This window comes from Paraburkholderia sp. WS6 (assembly GCF_030464835.1).
GTDB lineage: Bacteria > Pseudomonadota > Gammaproteobacteria > Burkholderiales > Burkholderiaceae > Paraburkholderia > Paraburkholderia madseniana.
The window spans coordinates 87,169-100,204 of sequence record NZ_JALQCK010000020.1; the positions used below are offsets into that span (position 1 = coordinate 87,169).

Here is a 13,036-nt window from a genome sequence, read left to right on the forward strand (position 1 = left end):
GGGACGCGTTTTCTGCCGATCGTTACTGAAAACTTTCCAACCATTCAGGCCGCCAAGGTGCGCATCGAGCGCCCGCGCAGGCGGACGCCGATTGGAGCGCGAGTGTCGAAATAATGCGTTACAGACTCAAAAGAAGCGTAGTCCGCGCGTAACCTGGCGGCGACTTTGCACTGCTATCGTCAAATTGTCGATTCCGCTACCTGCGTAACGCGATCTGGAGAAGTGGTCATGATTGAATTTCTTTCACCGGCGGTTCTTGCGGCTGTCTTGCGCGTCAGTTCCTCGCCGATCTTTTCAGTCCGTCTGGCAATGGCGTCGATGCGCACGCTTCGCGCTGCGCCCGGCAACTCGGTGAGCGGTGCGGCAGGGCGCTCCGAGCTTGTGCAGGAGGGCACACGTCATGTCTGATCCGTCGACGTTCATGCTGAATTCGATCACCGATATGCAGTTGACGGCGGACGGTCAATATCTGCTGATTCACGGCAATCAACCCACGGCGGCGCTGCACCGTTCGGTGCTCAACGATCTGCTGGTGGCGCTGCCTAACGCAATAGAGCACGCCGACCGCGTGATTCATAACAATCAGGAGATGGGCTTCGCGCTGCACTGCCAGGGTTGGGAAGTCGGCCGACTGAACGGCATGGAAATGGTCGTGATCCGGTTCCGTCTATCCGGCAGCGCGGGGCTGTCGTTTTCGTTGCCTGCGGAGCAGATTCCGTATCTGCTTCAGGCGCTGGGCGGCGCTGCGAGCGCGCCAGGCGCAGCAGCGGACCCCCGCTCTAACGACGTCACACTCCAATAGCACCGTGTGCATTCGCCGCTGTTCATCCTGACGCAAGTCAGGGCTTCCGTTCGCCTTGATGCGTCTGTCATCCTTTCCGATCCTTATCTGTTTTGATACTACGCGGTGTATTTCGACGCCTACGCTTAAGGCCTCTCGTTTCTTTCATACTGGGTACGGCTGGATGCGTGCCCCTTGCCGGATATGCGCAATTAGTCGGCGGATCTGCGATTCCGGAGCCGCTCGACGGTGTCTGGGGTCTGCGGCTGGATCCGCAACTGACCGAGCAACCCCTGCGGCCGGGCGACAAGTCCGTTACTTCGGCCATCGCCGATTCGGTAACCGCCACCACCGCCACGGACGTTTCGCTGAAGGGTCACGCGCAACTGCGGCGTTACGCGTCGATCGTTAAAGGCGATGCACTGCACTACGACGTCGATACCGACAAGGCCGACGCTTATGGACAGGTGCGACTGGTCGACAACGGCAATGTGTTCGATGGCCCGGACGCGCATCTCTACGTCGAAGCGAATGAAGGCTACATCAGCGTGCCGAAATACCGGTTTCATCTGACAGGTGGCTGGGGTAGCGCTCAACGCGTGGATCTGGTCGATAACGAGCGCACGGTCGTTCATCACGGTACGTACAGCACCTGCCAATGCGAGTCGGACCCCGCGTGGTATCTGAAGGCCTCCGAATTCGACATCGACAGCGGCAACGACGAGGGGATCGCGCACAACGGTGTGCTGTTTTTTCAGGGCGTGCCGCTGCTGACGAGCCCATGGCTATCGTTTCCGTTGTCCGGCGCACGGCGCAGCGGCTTCCTGCCGCCGACGTTCTCGATCAGTTCGACCAACGGCGTCGACGTCGCGTTGCCCTATTACTTCAACCTCGCACCGAACTACGATTTAACGCTGACGCCTCGCATCATGTCGAAGCGAGGCGAGATGTTGACGGCGGACTACCGCTATCTGCAGCCGAACGATTCGGGGACGATCTCGGTCGCGTGGCTGCCACACGACGCGATCACCAACACCGATCGTTACTCGATCGCGCTGAATCAGAACTGGAACCTCGGCTCGGGCTTTGGCGCCTACGTCAACTACAGCCGGGTGTCGGACTCGACGGTGGTGACCGATCTTGCGTCGGGTGTCGCGTTTCCGACGGGTTCCACCACGCTGTATCAGCAGGAAGCGGGTCTGACTTACTCAAACGGGCCGTGGAGTGTGCTGGCTCGCGAGCAACGTTGGCAGGCTTTTACAAGCGACTCGACCTATAACCGCGAACCGCAGGTCAACGTTCACTACGCACGCTATAACGTGGGGGGCTTCGACTTCGGCGCCGAAGCGGATGCAACGCGCTTCACGATTTCGTCGGCCGATGCGACGCAAGGCAGCCGCTTCGTTTTCAACCCGTACGTCAGCTATCCGATCGAGCGTCCTGGCTGGTTCATCACGCCGAAGCTCGCATGGCATTTCGCCGCCTACGACCTGACGACGATCGGATCGGATGCGCCTGCCGGGCAGCCCAAGACGTTCGACGTCAACGTGCCGACCTTCACCCTCGATTCGGGCATGCGCTTCGAGCGAAGCGTGCGGCTCTTCGGGCAGTCGTACATCCAGACGCTCGAACCGCGGCTGTTCTATGTGTACACGCCTTACCGCAACCAGGCATTCGCGCCGCTGTTCGATACGGCGACGGCCGATTTCGGGCTGGCGGAACTGTTCATGCCCAACAGCTTCGTCGGCAATGACCGGGTGTCCGATGCTAACCGCCTCACGGCGGCGCTGACGACGCGTTTCATCGATGCTTCGAGCGGTGACGAACGATCCCGTTTCGTCCTTGCAGAGCAATACGACTTTCGCACGCCACGCGTGACGCTCAACACAGACGATGCAATTGGCACCGTTGCGCGCACGAGTGTGATTGGCGGCGCGTCGTACAAGCTGGGGGCGGGTTTTTCAGCGGAACAGGCGGTGGAGTACAGTCAGGCCAACCACTACCTGACGAATGCGGAAGCCGGCTTTGGCTGGTCGCCGGCTTCACGGCAAGTGTTGAATGTCGCGTATCGCTATACGCGTGCCAACAGCACGCTCGATTTTCAACCGGTCAATCAGTTCATCGTGTCCGAGCAATGGCCCTTATTGCACAACGTTGTGAGCGTGGCGCGTGTCAATTACGACATGAGCACCCATCGGCTGATCGCGGGCTTGCTGGGACTTCAATACGACGCGGATTGCTGGTCGCTCGGCGTGGCGTTCGAGAAATACACCAACGCCACCAGCTCGACCACGTCGCCGAGCACCGGCACGCGCGTGTTGATGCAACTTCAGCTCAAAGGCTTTTCGCAGGTCGATAACGGTCTGCTCAATCAGTTTCGCGCGAATGTGCCGGGCTATACACCGGCGACAACGGAAACCGAACCGACATCCCGCTTCAGCGATTATCCGTAACGGGCTGCTGGACTAGTTGTGATTCTGCGAGAACAGCGTTTCGAGCGGATAGTGACTCTTCACGAACGGCGACTTGATGATCACGTAGCTGAAGTACTTCTCGATGCCGATATCACGTTCCAGCAGACCCTCGACGATGCTCTGATAATGGCTCACGCTGCGGGTGACGAACTTCAGCAGGTAATCGTAGCCGCCGCTCGCCAGATGGCACTCCACGATTTCGTCGACGTCTTTGATCGCATTCACGAACTTGATGAAGTCTTCCCGCCGATGATCGGCGAGCGTGACTTCGGTAAACACGATCTGCACGTCGCCGAGCTTTTCGAGCTGGATCTGCGCGCCGTACCCGATGATGTAGCCGGCCTTCTCCAGACGCTTGACGCGGATCAGGCAAGGACTGGGCGAAAGGCCGACCGCGTCGGCAAGCTCGACGTTGGTTATGCGGCCTTTCTTCTGCAACTGGGAAAGTATGCGCAGGTCAATCCGGTCCAGCTTGCTGTCGCTGCTCATCGTAACGTTATCGCTCCGGCGATGGGTGAAAGGGTCTCGAAGGGCCCTCTACTCTAGCACGCAGTGGCATGAATTTTGACCTTCAGCGCGGCCCGGACATCGGCTTCTCCGAGAACGTCATCGAGGGTTTTTTCAAGGCGCTCGAACATCAGATCGAACTCGGCCTCGGTGTACGACAGCGCCGGCGCGAAGCCGAGAATATTGTCGCCGAACGCGCGGAAAATCAGGCGGTTTTCATACGCCGCCGCGGCGATCCGTTCGGACAGTTTCAGCGCAGGATCGAAACCTGCCTTGCTGTCCTTGTCCGATACCAGTTCGAGTGCGCCGAGCAGGCCACGATGGCGCGAGTCGCCCACCAGCGGATGCGCGAGCAGCGCGTCGAGGCCGCGGGCGAAACGCGGGCCACGTGCCACGCCGTTCGCAAGCAGGCCGCCTTCGTGATAGAGGCGCAGCACTTCGAGACCAATCGCCGCGCTGACCGGATGCGCCGAATACGTATGGCCGTGGCCGACGATCGCTTCGGCGTCGCCATCGGCGATACCTTGATAGATTTCGTCAGACATCAGCACGGCGCCCATTGGCGCATAGCCTGAGGTCAAACCCTTTGCCACCGTCATCAGGTCCGGTTCGACGTTTTCGCCCTGGCATGCGAATAGCGGACCTGTACGGCCGAAACCGGTGATGACTTCATCGGCGACGAACAGAATGCCGAGCTTACGGCAGCTTTCGCGCATCGCTTTCAACCAGCCGACCGGCGGCACGATTACGCCGCCCGAGCCCTGGATCGGTTCGCAGAAGAAGGCTGCGACGTTGTCCGCGCCGAGTTCGGCTACCTTGGCTTCGAGCGCGGCCACCGAGGCGGCGATCAACGCGGCGTCGTCGGCGAAATCGTTGCGGTACGCGTACGGCGACGGCAGATGATGCTGGTTCGGCAGCGGCAGATCGAAATTGCGATGGAACGCAGGCAAGGCGGTCAGCCCCGCGCCCATCGTCGACGAGCCGTGGTAGCCGCGTTGCAGCGCGATGATGTGTTTCTTCGACGGCCGTCCGGTTGCGTTGAAATAGTGCGTGATGAAACGGATCGCCGAATCCACTGCATCGGAACCGCCGAGCGTGAAGTACACGTGTTGCAGCGAAGCGGGCGACACCTCCACCAGCTTTTGCGCCAGTTCGATCGCCGGGGCCGAGCCGAAATGGAAATAGCTGGTCGCGTAGGGCAGTTTCTTCATCTGCTCGGTGGCGACGTCGACAATGCTTTGCTGGCCATAGCCGACGTTGACGCACCACAGGCCGGAGAAGGCGTCGAGTAGTTCGTTGCCGGCCGCGTCGCGCAGGAACGCGCCGCTGGCCGATTCGAGGACGGTGACGCCGCGGGCTTCGTGCGCGCGGTAGTTGATGACCGGGTGAATCAGATGCTTGCGGTCGGCTTCAATGAGCGAATGAATCGGCATGATGGTTTCTCGTCGCGGGGAAGGGCTGTTGACCGTTCCATACTACTGACCCACGACGATCGCCCGCTCACCTAAACAATTGTCTGAAAAGCGCATCCGACGCGTTTTGATGTGCGGCCTCAGCATTTTCTGCTGCGGACGCTGAAAAGCCGCGACGGGTGGGGGTTCCATTCAGCGCTGCGCTCAGTGTCCCAGAGTCAATATCCCTGGGTCCGGTCAATCTGACCGAGCATCGGCAGGCCTTCGCGATGGCGGCGCAGGTTCTCGAGCACCACGTCGACGGCGGTCTCGGGGCGCGTCGAGCTGGCGATATGGGGCGTGATGCGCACACGTGGATGCGTCCACAACGGATGACCGGCGGGTAGGGGCTCGGGATCGGTGACGTCGAGAATGGCGTTGTGCAACTGGCCGCTGTCCAGCGCTGTCAGCAGATCCGGCTGGTTCAGATGCGGACCGCGCCCAGTTTGGATCAGCGACGCGCCGCGCGGCAGCTTCGCGAACAGTTCCGCATTGAGCAGGCCGCGTGTGGCTGGCGTGAGCGGCAACAGGCAGATCAGAATGTCGGTGCGGGCGAGAAACTCATCTAGCGCGCCTTCGCCTGCATAGCAATCGACACCTTTGATCTCGCGTGGCGAACGGCTCCAACCCGCGCAGGCGAAGCCGAATAGCCGCAGCTTTTCCAGCACCGCCGTGCCGAGCACGCCGAGCCCAAGCACGCCAATGCGACGAGCGCTGGCCGGCTGGGCGGGCAGTTCACGCCAGACCTGCTGTTGTTGCTGATGGCCATAGTCGAACAGATCGCGGTGTATCGTCAGCACGGCTTGCGTGACGTACTCGACCATCCCTTCAATAATGCCCGGCTCGATCATCCGCACCACCGGTATATGCGCCGGCACGCCCGACAGGTCGAACTGGTCGATGCCCGCGCCGACCGAGAACACGATTTCGAGGTTGGGGAAGGTGCGAGTGGGATCTTCCGGCGGTTGCCAGGCGGCGAGGTAGCGGATCGCGGCCGGGTCGCCGAGATCGGGCCAGACGTGGAATGGCAGGTTCGGTGCTTTCTGTGCGAAGAGTTTGGCCCATTGCGCGCCACGTGCCGGGTCGGCTTTATAAAGGAAGGCCATGGTGGGTCAGCAGATTGCCTGGTTGATGATGCCGTATTGCAGATAGGGCGCGTCCTTGCCGGCGCTGGTGCTGGTGTTGCTAGCGCTCGCAAGATCAGCCGGCGTGGCGTGCCGAACCATTTTGACGACCGTATCCACTCGCGGCAGCCCCAACTGTTCCAGCCATTCGGTTAGCCCGCTCTCGCCCGGCGTATCGATGCGCACGAACACGCCTTCGTTAAGCGCGAGCCAGTGGCTGATTAACGCTTTGGCGCGGCTCGAATCTTCCGACTCGGGTGCGACCACCGGTCCGATCGCAAAGCCCCGTCCGAAGCGGCGAAACAGGGCGAAGCCGACCAGTTCGCCGTCGCGATCGAGGGCGATGCCGTCGGCGGCGCTCAACAGTGCGGGCAAGACTTCTCCGCGATCCAGACCGCTTGCCTGCGAGGCCAGTTCGACCAGTCGTGCCGTATCGCTTGAACCGAGCGGGCGCAGACGTTCCCCGGGCGGCAATGAAACGAGGGGCGGCTGAAATGCGGCGCCCTGATGCTGGTCGAGCGTGCCGATCGCGCGAAAGCCGAGCTTTTCATACAAAGGCTGCCCCGCCGTGGTGGCGTGCAGCAACGTGACCCGGCCGCCGAGTTCTTCCAGCACCAGATCCATCAGCTTCCTGCCGATGCCGCGCCCTTGCTGCTCGGGGGAGACGATCACCATCCCGAGTGAGGCCCGGTCGGCGCCGTATTTCCAGCACAACGCCGTGCCGATCACGCCGCTCGCATCTTCCGCGACAAAACCCACGCCGAGTTGCGCCACGAATCTCCAGTCGTCCGGGCGATGCGGCCATTTGAGCTCGACCGTCAGCGCATGCGCGGCGGCGATGTCCTCGTGGGTAAAGCGTCTGTAGGTAATCGAATCGGACACGCCGTACTCCCTGGATGGCTGAAGGCTTACGCCGTCACTTTGTCATTCGGTGCGCGGTGTGACTAGGACGATCTTTTTATCCGGGCCGCCCGACATGGCCGCATCGTAAATCGATGCAAAACACCACGTTTCATCGCGCATTACAAGCGTGTTCTGCTGCGTGGGGATTTTTGTCGGCGATATATGCCGCGCCTCTGGCTCTACGATTTTGCCATGGCGGCGGCGCGGTCGAGACGCACCGCCCGGGACCCACAGCAGTCACACAGGAAATCTTTCTCATGGACAGCTTCAATCCGGACGACGTCGCGATTCGCAGCGGGCATTTCATCGGCGGTGAGTATGTCGACGAGAACGAGCGCGGCGGTGAGCGCCGCATCGAGGTGGCGCGCCCCTCGGACGCGGTGATCTATGCATCAGTGCCGCTCGCCGGCGCCGGGGTGGTAGACCGCGCGGTGGAGAACGCGTGGCAGGCTTTCAGAACGAGCGGCTGGGCGCGCATGGCGCCGCGTGAGCGCGCGAAGATCCTGCGCCGTTTCGCCGAGCTGGTCGAAGCCGATGCGCCGTTCCTGGGCCGTCTGGAGGCGCTCGGTTCGACGCGTCCGATTGCTCAGGCAGTTGGCTGGGACGTGCCGTTCACTGCCGAGGGCATCCGCTTCTACGCCGAGTTCGCCGACAAGGTGGGCGGCGACGTGGCCGCTACCGATCATGACCACCTCGGCATGACGATCGCGGAACCGTACGGCGTGATCGGGGCGATCGCGCCATGGAATTTCCCGCTGGTGATGGCGTCGTGGAAGATCGCGCCCGCACTGGCGGCGGGCAACGCCGTCGTGTTGAAGCCTTCGGAGATGACGCCGTTCTCCGTGTTGCGGCTCGCCGAACTGGCTGTGCAGGCAGGCGTGCCGGCGGGCATCTTCAATGTGATCCAGGGTGACGGTCGCGTAACCGGAGACGAACTGGTACGCCATCCGAAGATCAGCAAGGTTACCTTCACCGGTTCCACGCGTACCGGCGCCGCGATCATGGCGGCCTGCGCCAACAGCGGCACGAAGCCGGTCACGCTCGAACTGGGCGGCAAGAGTCCGCAAATCGTGTTCGCCGACGCCTCGCGTCTCGACGACGTGGCGCGCCGGATCGCCGGCGCTATTACTGGCAACGCCGGCCAGGTGTGTGTCGCGGGTTCGCGTCTGCTGGTCGAGCGAAGCCTGGCGGAGCCGCTCGCCGAGCGTATCGGCAAGGTCTTCGCCGAGTTGAAACCTGGCGCGACATGGGCCGCAGGCACTACGTTGTCGCCGATCATCTCCGCGCCACAGGCGGCGCGCATCGAAGGGATCGTCGGACGCACGCTGGAGGCGGGGGCGACGCTGCGCTTTGGCGGCGTGCGTGCCGACGGCGGGGCGGCGGGTGGGGCGAATGGCGCGTTCTATACACCTACCTTGCTCACGAACGTCACCGCTCACTCCGAAGCCGTGCGCGAAGAAGTGTTCGGTCCTGTGCTGACGCTGCAAACCTTCGACACCGAAGAAGAAGCACTCTCGCTCGCCCAGCATCCCGAGTACGGCCTCGCTGCCGGCGTCCACACCGCCGACCTCGGCCGGGCGCTGCGCTTCGTACGCGGCCTCGAAGCGGGGACGGTCTGGGTCAACCGCTACGGCCGCACCTCCGACTTCATGATCCCCACCGGCGGCTACAAGCGTTCAGGCATCGGCAAGGACCTCGGTCGTCAGGCTTACGAGGCTAACCTGCGCTTCAAGAGCGTGTTGATCGACTTGCGTGCTTGATGTCAGCAATGACTCGTAAGCGGAAACCCGTACGCGGTTCCACGGGTTCGGCTTTCACCGGCCGGTACAACGAGTCGATCAGCATCGAATCCCGCAACGCCAATACGGACGGGGCTTTCAGCCCGTCCACCGCAGACTGTGCTGCGCAACGGCCTCAAAACGCATGGTTTGTGTCATCAGCAGCGCCCTAATCAGGAACATCTATGTTTTTGCGCTGATTAAATCTTTAACAGGAATGAGCATCAACTGTTTTCGTCACTGAACTCAATGTGGGTTCACCACCACGATAGGACTGCACCATGATCGAATTCGAACCGAAGTACATCACCTTCGACTGCTACGGCACGCTGACCAAATTTCGCATGGCGGACATGACCCGCGAAATGTTCGGCCACGTGCTGCAAGGCGACGACCTGGAGAAGCTCGTTACGTTTTACTCCGGCTATCGTCGTGACGAAGTGCTCGGTGCATGGAAGCCGTATCGCGACGTGGTCGTCAATGCGTTGCGCCGCGCCTGCAAGCGCATGAATGTCGAGTTCAATGAAGTCGAAGCCGAGAAGATCTACACGGCGGTGCCGACCTGGGGTCCGCATCCGGACGTACCGGAAGGCCTTTCGCGTCTGGCGAAGAAGTACAAGCTGGTGATTCTGTCGAACGCATCGAACAACCAGATCCAGAGCAACGTTGACAAGCTCGGCGCGCCGTTCCACGCAGTCTTCACCGCCGAGCAGGCGCAGTCGTACAAGCCGCGCATGCAAGGCTTCGAATACATGTTCGACCAGTTGAACTGCAATCCGGAAGACGTGCTGCACGTGTCGTCGAGCCTGCGCTACGACCTGATGACAGTGCATGACATGGGAGTCAAACACAAGGCCTTCGTCAAGCGCGGCCACGAACCGTCGACGCCGTACTACCAGTACTACGAAGTCAACGACATTCCGCATCTGGCCGCGGAACTCGGCCTGTAAGCGACGTTTGCACATTTACCGCCTCGCTCATTGCCCATCTCAAGGACAGACCGGATGAAGCTCGATTCCTATTGGCTCGACACCGCACCGCCGCTCGTTTCGGCGTGTGAAGGTCCGGTCGAGGGCCAGGCCGATGTCGTCGTGATCGGTGGCGGCTTCACCGGGCTGTCGGCGGCGCAGGCCTTGGGCAAGCGCGGCGCTTCGGTGACGGTGCTCGACGCGGGGCGAATCGGCGGCGGCGCGTCCGGGCGCAACGGCGGGCAGGTCAATACCGGCGTCGCACAGGACTTCGTCGCGCTGGTCGCGCAACTCGGTGTGGAGCGGGCGAGTGCCTGCTACCGCGCGTTTTCGGATGCGGTCGATACGGTCGAGCGTCTGATTCGCGAGGAAGACATCGATTGCAATTACAGCGCGACCGGCAAGCTGAAGCTGGCCTCGAAACCGCATCACCTCGCGCATCTGGAGAAGACGGCGGAGTTGATCCGGCGCGAAGTCGATACGGATATCGAATTAATCGGACGTGAGCGGATTCGCAGCGAAATCCAGTCGGACAGTTTTTACGGCGGGTTGCTGCAACGGCACGGCGGCCAGATGCATATGGGCAAGTTCACTGTCGGACTCGCCGATGCCGCAGTCCGTCGCGGTGCGAAGCTGTATGAAAACGCGGCGGTCACCGCGATCGCGAAGGACGGCGCCGGCTTCAAAGTCACCACCGCACGCGGTGAAGTGCGCGCGAAGCAGGTGCTGATCGCCACCGGTCCCTCACGGCATGGTCCGTTTGGCTGGTACCGGCGGCGGCTTGCGCCGGTCGGTTCGTTCATCGTCGTGACGGAACCGCTGTCGCCGGAACTGTTGGCACAGGTGTTTCCGAACCGGCGCGCGTATACCACCACGCGGCTGATGCATAACTACTTCCGCGTGACGCCGGATTCGCGTCTGCTGTTCGGTGGCCGTGCACGCTTTACGGCGTCCGAGCGGCCTTCGGACGCGAAGAGCGGCAGGATTCTGCAACAGGGGCTCGCCGCAATGTTCCCGATGCTGGCTAATGCGCGCATCGACTATTGCTGGGGCGGCCTCGTGGACATGACCGCGGACCGCCTGCCGCATGCCGGGCAGCACGACGGCATCTATTTTTCGCTGGGTTACAGCGGCCACGGCACGCAGATGTCGACGCACATGGGCCAGGTGATGGCCGACGTGATGGATGGCCACGAAGAGCGCAATCCGTGGCGTGAGTCCGAGTGGCCCGCGATTCCAGGCCACACCGGCAAACCCTGGTTCCTGCCGCTGGTGGGGACGTACTACCGCATCAAAGACATTTTCTATTGATTCTTCACTGTTGTATTTGCCACTAGAAACCACGCTGCTATCCCTGTCACCCTCGCGGAGAAGTTCGATGAATAAGGAAACCTCACAACATGGCGCTCTTCAACTCGGCACCGAGTTGGAGCGATTGACGTCAAAAGGCACGTCGCGGCGCGGCGTGCTGCGCGCGATGGCCGCGGCCGGGATGATGTCGGTAACGGGCGCCGGCCTGTTGACCGCGAGCGGCGAGGCATTTGCGCAAGCGAAGCCGAAGCAGGGCGGCAAGATCCGGGTGGCAACGCAGTCCGCATCGGCCGCCGACACGCTTGATCCCGCAAAGGGGGCGCTCGGCACGGACTATGTCCGCGGCTTCATGTTCTACAACTGCCTGACCGAACTCGATTCGCATCTCGGCGCGAAGATGGCGCTCGCCACCTCGCTGGAGACGACGGATGCGACGGTGTGGGTCGTCAAGCTGCGCCCCGGTGTGCAGTTCCACGACGGCAAGTCGCTCGCGCCGGCAGACGTCGTGTACTCGATCATGCGCCATAAGGACCCGGCGACGGCGTCGAAAGCGAAGACGCTCGCCGATCAGATCAAGGAAGTGAAGGCGACGGGTCCGAACGAAGTGACGATCACGCTCGAAGGTCCGAACGCCGATCTGCCGGTGATTCTCGCCACCTCGCATTTCCAGATCATCAAGGACGGCACCAAGGATTTCAAAACGGCGGTCGGCACCGGCCCGTTCAAGGTCAAGGAATTCTCGCCGGGCGTGCGTACGGTTGGCGTGAAGAACGAGAAGTACTGGAAGCCGGGCCTGCCGCACCTCGACGAAGTCGAACTGATCGGTATCGGCGACGAATCCGCGCGCGTGAACGCGCTGCTCTCGGGCGACGTGCAACTGATCAACGCGGTGAGCCCGCGTTCGACCACGCAGATCAAGGGCGCCGGCGGTTTCTCCGTGCTGGAGACGAAGACGGGTCTGTACACCGACCTGGTTGTTCGCGACGAAGGCGGCATTACCGGCAACGACGATTTTCGGCGAGGCATGATGTACCTGCAGGACCGCGAGCAGATGCGCCGCGCGATCTTCCAGGGTTACGGCGCGATCGGCAACGACCAGCCTATCGATCCGACCAACAAGTACTACCTGGCCGGTTTGCCGCAACGTACCTTCGATCCGGACAAGGCGAAGTTCTATTTCCAGAAGGCGAAGGTCGGCAGCGCGCCGATCCAGATTTTCGCGTCGCCGGCAGCGGAAGGGTCGGTTGAAATGGCGATGTTCCTGCAGCAGGTCGCGCCGCAAGCCGGTCTGAACCTGCAGGTGTCGCGCGTGCCGTCCGACGGCTACTGGTCGAACCACTGGATGAAGCATCCGCTGGGTTTCGGCAACGTCAACGCGCGCCCGAGCGCCGACGTGATCTTTACCCAGTTCTTCAAGTCGGACGCACCGTGGAACGAAGCGAACTGGAAGAGCCCGAAGTTCGACCAGATGCTGCTTGCGGCACGCGGCGAACCGGACGATGCGAAGCGCAAGAAGATTTACGGCGACATGCAGGTGCTGGTGCATGAAAACGGCGGCGTCGGCATTCCGCTGTTCCAGAGTTCGCTCGATGCATACACGACGAAACTCAAGGGCCTTGGCTCGATTCCGCTGGCCGGCCTGATGGGCTTCATGTTCGCGGAAAACGTCTGGCTGGATGCTTGAGCCGGCCGTGCCTGACGGACAGTAACAAAGGGTTTCCAGTCTGACGAACTGGGAA

11 protein-coding genes are annotated in these 13,036 nt (G+C 61.8%); 7 read left to right on the plus strand and 4 right to left on the minus strand.

What is annotated here, in order from left to right:
* The first annotated feature begins 228 nt into the window (after nt 1-228).
* The 3 genes from M0D64_RS23365 to M0D64_RS23375 all read left to right on the plus strand — a co-directional run bounded on the left by M0D64_RS23365 (nt 229) and on the right by M0D64_RS23375 (nt 3,234).
* Nucleotides 229-408 carry a hypothetical protein gene (locus tag M0D64_RS23365; RefSeq protein ID WP_266238649.1) on the plus strand — a complete coding sequence of 60 codons (180 nt, stop codon included), beginning with the start codon at nt 229-231 and terminating at the stop codon, nt 406-408.
* Nucleotides 401-802, plus strand: coding sequence for a hypothetical protein (locus M0D64_RS23370; protein WP_266259444.1), 402 nt, complete (start codon nt 401-403; stop codon nt 800-802). Before M0D64_RS23365 ends, M0D64_RS23370 begins: the two co-directional genes overlap by 8 nt.
* 146 nt (nt 803-948) lie before the next feature.
* Nucleotides 949-3,234, plus strand: coding sequence for an LPS-assembly protein LptD (locus M0D64_RS23375; protein WP_266259497.1), 2,286 nt, complete (start codon nt 949-951; stop codon nt 3,232-3,234).
* Nucleotides 3,235-3,246: 12 nt separating this feature from the next.
* Here the strand turns inward: M0D64_RS23375 and M0D64_RS23380 are convergent, their stop codons facing one another.
* The 4 genes from M0D64_RS23380 to M0D64_RS23395 form a co-directional block, all read right to left on the minus strand.
* On the minus strand, nt 3,247-3,744 hold the full coding sequence (locus M0D64_RS23380) for an Lrp/AsnC family transcriptional regulator (protein ID WP_120295970.1): 498 nt from the start codon (nt 3,742-3,744) through the stop codon (nt 3,247-3,249).
* 53 nt (nt 3,745-3,797) lie between these two features.
* Nucleotides 3,798-5,195: an aspartate aminotransferase family protein gene (locus M0D64_RS23385; protein WP_266259445.1), complete on the minus strand. Its 1,398-nt coding sequence runs from the start codon at nt 5,193-5,195 to the stop codon at nt 3,798-3,800.
* A gap of 197 nt (nt 5,196-5,392) precedes the next feature.
* Entirely contained in the window at nt 5,393-6,319 is a 927-nt protein-coding gene (locus tag M0D64_RS23390) for a glyoxylate/hydroxypyruvate reductase A (RefSeq protein ID WP_266259446.1), read from the minus strand.
* Between the two features lie 6 nt (nt 6,320-6,325).
* On the minus strand, nt 6,326-7,219 hold the full coding sequence (locus M0D64_RS23395) for a GNAT family N-acetyltransferase (protein ID WP_266259447.1): 894 nt from the start codon (nt 7,217-7,219) through the stop codon (nt 6,326-6,328).
* A gap of 278 nt (nt 7,220-7,497) precedes the next feature.
* Between M0D64_RS23395 and M0D64_RS23400 the strand changes: the two genes are divergently transcribed.
* The 4 genes from M0D64_RS23400 (at nt 7,498) to M0D64_RS23415 (ending at nt 12,981) form a co-directional block, all read left to right on the plus strand.
* A complete protein-coding gene (locus M0D64_RS23400; protein WP_266259448.1) occupies nt 7,498-9,000 on the plus strand; it encodes an aldehyde dehydrogenase in 1,503 nt (500 codons plus the stop codon).
* 299 nt (nt 9,001-9,299) lie between these two features.
* Nucleotides 9,300-9,968, plus strand: coding sequence for a haloacid dehalogenase type II (locus M0D64_RS23405; protein ID WP_154562435.1), 669 nt, complete (start codon nt 9,300-9,302; stop codon nt 9,966-9,968).
* A gap of 54 nt (nt 9,969-10,022) precedes the next feature.
* Nucleotides 10,023-11,297, plus strand: coding sequence for an FAD-binding oxidoreductase (locus tag M0D64_RS23410; protein ID WP_266259449.1), 1,275 nt, complete (start codon nt 10,023-10,025; stop codon nt 11,295-11,297).
* A gap of 67 nt (nt 11,298-11,364) precedes the next feature.
* Nucleotides 11,365-12,981 carry an ABC transporter substrate-binding protein gene (locus M0D64_RS23415; protein ID WP_154562431.1) on the plus strand — a complete coding sequence of 539 codons (1,617 nt, stop codon included), beginning with the start codon at nt 11,365-11,367 and terminating at the stop codon, nt 12,979-12,981.
* Nucleotides 12,982-13,036: the final 55 nt, after the last annotated feature.